At 43.2% G+C, this 4,720-nt stretch carries 1 protein-coding gene and 2 tRNA genes; all 3 read right to left on the bottom strand.

The genetic code is table 11. From position 1 onward, the window contains the following. Positions 1-292 precede the first annotated feature (292 nt). A complete protein-coding gene (locus AACW06_RS18705; protein ID WP_192076223.1) occupies positions 293-3,415 on the bottom strand; it encodes a PKD domain-containing protein in 3,123 nt (1,040 codons plus the stop codon). 1,069 nt (positions 3,416-4,484) lie between these two features. Then, positions 4,485-4,561 (bottom strand) — tRNA-Trp (locus AACW06_RS18700). Positions 4,562-4,600: 39 nt separating this feature from the next. Next, positions 4,601-4,677, bottom strand: a tRNA-Asp gene (locus AACW06_RS18695). Positions 4,678-4,720: the final 43 nt, after the last annotated feature.

Genomic DNA, 4,720 nt, shown 5'->3' with positions numbered 1-4,720 from the left:
GATGCGATAGCGCTAATAACAAGGAACATAACGTCAATAAGGTCATGTTTTTGATTAATGTCAGAACGGGTATCTTCAACGACTGACAAATGCTCAATTAAGTTCAAAATGGGCACATAGCAAAGGGGTTGAGGTTATTAGATCACATCTGTTAACAAAGTGCGATCCCGCCCTGAGATTGATACGCTTCCACTAAAGCAGCTAGTTTAGGGCTAAAAATAAAAAGATACCGCCTCAAATAGCGGTATCTAAATCTATGATCAAATACAGTTAATCATTATTGTACAAATATTTATGAGCAACTACCGATCAGTGCCCAACCGGAATATTGGTCGGCTGGTGTGAGCATTGAATCCGTCCAACGAGTCGCTTCATGTAAGCTGCCTTGATAGGTAACTTGTTCACCCGGTTGATATTGCCTTTGTTCGAATTCTGGAATATCTACGCAAATACTGTCACCACCACTGCTGTTGTCGCCAATCACTTTTAATGATGTGGAGTCAGATGCTCTTAACTCACCATCAGAGACATCTAATGAAATAGTGAAAGTTAAATCTGGGTCTGTTACCGGAGCAGTTACGACCAGCGTATCACTATTGGTGCCGCTCATGACTATCAGGTTGGAAGGGACGCTCCACTGGTAGCTAATAATATCACCATCAGGATCGAAAGCATTCGCTGTAATGGTAACACTTTCACCACTATTCACTTGATAATTTGAAGACAGTGAAATGCTTGGTGGGTGATTGTCTACTGGGGGGATATCTTCGCCCTCTCCTCCCCAGATTGATCCATCACAATCATTGCCAGCCAGACACACTGGATTTTGTGCGTAGGCCTCAACTTTATTATCTAACCAACCATTATCGGTGTCATTGGTGCCGATAGTGACCACTGAGGTAGTTGAGCCGCCACCCCATAATAAGGCGAATACATTGCTCTTTGGTAAGTCGCGTATTGCAATACGAGACCAATCATAGTTTGCGTCTTTCTCTAGCAGTTCACGTACGTTACTTGCACCGTTGTAGGTAGCTGGGCTGAGTTGTTTGTCCAGTAAACCAGTGCGGACATGATTGATGTCTTTGCCGATGCGTGCATCGCCCATAAAGTAAGAGCCACCAGATGCTTCATGCTCAGGGTTGATCAACGTATTGCTTTCTTCTTGAGTGGGCATGTGACCACCTGGGATTTGCCAGATCATCGCTGGAGAGTCAACACCATCACTTATGCTTTTCACGTATGAAAGATAACGAGTCCAGCTAGTAGCGTTGTATGCATAGTTGGCAATCGCTTGGGAGCCAAAACCATCGCGCTCATATTTATCGAATACAATGTAGTCTGGCTTATAAGGACCAGTGTAAACATCAAGAGAGTTAACGAAGTTCACTACTTCTTGCCCTTTATCATCAGATTGGTCTTCGGTTTGATGAATCCAGTTCGCAGAGCCCACTGCCCACAAGTTGATTTGCCAACCATAGGTTACGTCTTCTGCCAAACCATCCATGATGAAGTTGATAGACTCAATGTAACCCTTAAGGGTATTTTCGAATTGAGGCACTAGTACTGATGGCTGATAGCCGTAAGTAGTCTTCATATAACTCAGTGCACGTGACAACTGATCATTGACGTTTACTGCTCCTTCTTTATTCAAATTCTCCACATCTCTTGGGTTTTTCTGCAGCTCGCCAAGGAAATCAGGGTTGAGTATGAATGACATTGGTGAACTACCATCACCTGCCGCGTATTCTTGTGCAGCAACCGCTTGAGTGATAAAAGTCGCATAGTGTTTGTACAATAGGTCGTTATCGACTAAATCTGTCCAACTTGCGCCACCACTGGCGTTGACGGTGTAAACCACCATTACTGGCAATACATAATGACCTGAAAGATCAGAGGCAGTTTGTGCGTTCGCATAAGTAGTATGCAGTGCCAGTTTATCCATTTCTAGAATGTCGCCTGGGTCGCCAGAGCCACTCAGCCCCGCGTATTTGAAGATGGCATTAATTTGAGTTGCGCCAATTTGGGAAGTAGTTTGTTCGCTATCATTGGTTACCGTGCCATTTGCCACATAATCTGGAAAACCTTTTACTGCAAGGCTCATCGCTTCATAAAATGGAAGTGTCAATAATAACGGAGCATCACTTGGGGTAACTGAAATTGAGTTTTCTCCGTCATAGACATAGCGACTTTTTCCTACGAAAACAGAATCGATCTGGATATCGTACTCGCCTGGTTTAACATCATCAGGCAAGATGAAAGAAGAGCTAGAAATCTCATAGTTATAACGGTCTGTACTCTCTTTTGCGATAAGATTAAGTCGGATTGGCATCGCTTCTTGGGGTAAGTTGACCACACTAACTTGTACTTTGCGAAAATCATCAATGGTGACTGGAGTTTCAACAATGTTTGTAGTTATCTCTGTTGCCGCCTCTTTGCTAACCAATACATCGAGGTTGTCGTTTGGTTGGTAGTGCACGTTATTCACCGTGATTGGTGAATATGAAAGGTCATATTTGTGAGCATCGAGTAGCTTATTGATGTTGACCTCACCGCCAAATGGCACCATAAGACTGCGCTCAACTTCTTCACTACCTGCCATTTTTACTGTTACGTCTGTGGTTAGGTTACCAGCAATACCATCAAGCGCTGGCATAGTTAGCGAAACGCTTGCGTAGTAAACAAAAGCATCATATTGGACGTTAACGCTCGGCTGCATTGCATTGCTGTCTACCGTTACGGTTGAAGCCGGTGAAGAAGCGTGTGCAAAGCCCAATTCACTTAATACATCTTTCGCTGTGACTCGGTACTCGCCATCTTGAAGGTGATTAAGAAGGAGGCTGCCTCCCCATGGAATTGCCACGGTTTCACTGTAGCTTTCACCTTCGACTAATACCGAAGCGGCAGCAAGACTCACGTGCGGCGAACTCGGTGCTTGTAGCATAATTTCCCCTTGGAATACTGGATCATTCTTGATAACCACTTTCTCGACATGTACATCCTTTCCGTCGATGTAATCACCATTGGATGAGCTAAAACCAAAAATGATTTGAATAGATTGATCATTCTCCAGAGCATCTGAATTGCTGTCATGTTTGAACACAAAAGTGTTTGGTGCGGGGCTACTGACATTAAACCCAGGTTGTCCCCAGGAACTATTCACCGTTGCATCTTTATCTGAAATCACCCAAACTTCAGCATCCGCCAGATCTAACTGTAGACCAGAAATATTTTTCAATTCGACTTGCGCTTGTGAGTACCATTCACCAACTTGTGAAACCGTTATTGTGGTGGATACAGATTCGCTTTGAGTAGCAACGACAACATTTTCTTGTGCCGCTCCGAGCGCAGAAGTAGATACTATCGGAGAACCCATAAGTACCGTTGTTACCATCAAGCTGATTGCTGTTTTCTTCATTATTGAATCCTCATCACTCATTTTTAAAAACTAAGTAACTGTCATTGTTGACTTTCTATTCGTGGAAAGTTTCCGGCAATGACTTTTCAAACGTTAAGCCGACGTCACAAAGAGAATGTAAGATCCTTCGTTAAACCACTACCGAAATCAGTAGTATCTTTGCTTACATTCAGTTGTAAAAAAAATAAACGACTCAAAATTTGAACGCTGATTCAGAAAAAAATCACCATATACATTAAGATTTATAAGGGCAGTATCGTTATGAGCTTGGGTGAATATTGACGCCAGTTATTGGTTGATAGAGTATTTACTCTATTTCGCTTTTAATTGAGAGTGAGAGTATTGTTTAGGTGAATAAAATAGATTGCTAAAACACCCACCGCAACCAACTCAGTCCGCTAACAGAACAGGCAAGGATCTTACTACTGAGTTAGTTAGATTGATTGTTCGATCATGCATCACGGAAAAACCCCTTACATATTAGTTACTTAAATAATATATTTTCAAGGGTACTTTGTTTCAACCACTGATATGACGGGGCTTAACGATAAATATCAGAACTTGATAATAGCAATGTATATTGCCATCATTTGCGTTGACATCTGTGACACCATGCTAGGGAGAACCTCCACGACATCATCAGATAATGAAAATGTGGGTACAACCAGTGTACCAATAACAGTGTGTGAGATTTAGCGATGAAGTACCACACCACTGGCTTAAAGCACCGTCATTAGGGACGAACTACCGTCACCCTAGTACGAGCGAGCAGCATTCACGTGACCGGATATAGACCAGAGCAAGGGAGATATTCTATGAAAGGTGTTCGTTGGCAATATTCAACCTAGGTTTACGCAAGCGCAATTTGTAGGTGCATAGCTCACCACGAAGTTTAAAGCAGAAGACAGGATATGAACCGGAAGAAGAATTTGGAAAGCTATACTGCGCTGTTCTGATGGGATTTTCGAGTGGGTATGGGGCAGAGATCGGAAAGCATCGATTTCTTATAACGCTAAAAACAAAAAAGTCCCAACCTAAGTTGAGACTTTCTATACCCCGAAAGGAAAGATGGCAGGGGTGGAGAGATTCGAACTCCCAACACGCGGATTTGGAATCCGCTGCTCTGCCAATTGGAGCTACACCCCTAAGGTTTATTTTAAAGAGTTAAACTTCTCTTAAATAAAGTGGCGGAGCGGACGGGACTCGAACCCGCGACCCCCGGCGTGACAGGCCGGTATTCTAACCAACTGAACTACCGCTCCGCTGCGTGTCTGGTTAGACAATATTCAAAGCCTGGCGATGTCC

The organism is Vibrio sp. S12_S33 (assembly GCF_963889785.1).
GTDB lineage: Bacteria > Pseudomonadota > Gammaproteobacteria > Enterobacterales > Vibrionaceae > Vibrio > Vibrio aestuarianus.
This window is presented reverse-complemented; position numbering and strand designations above follow the sequence as displayed.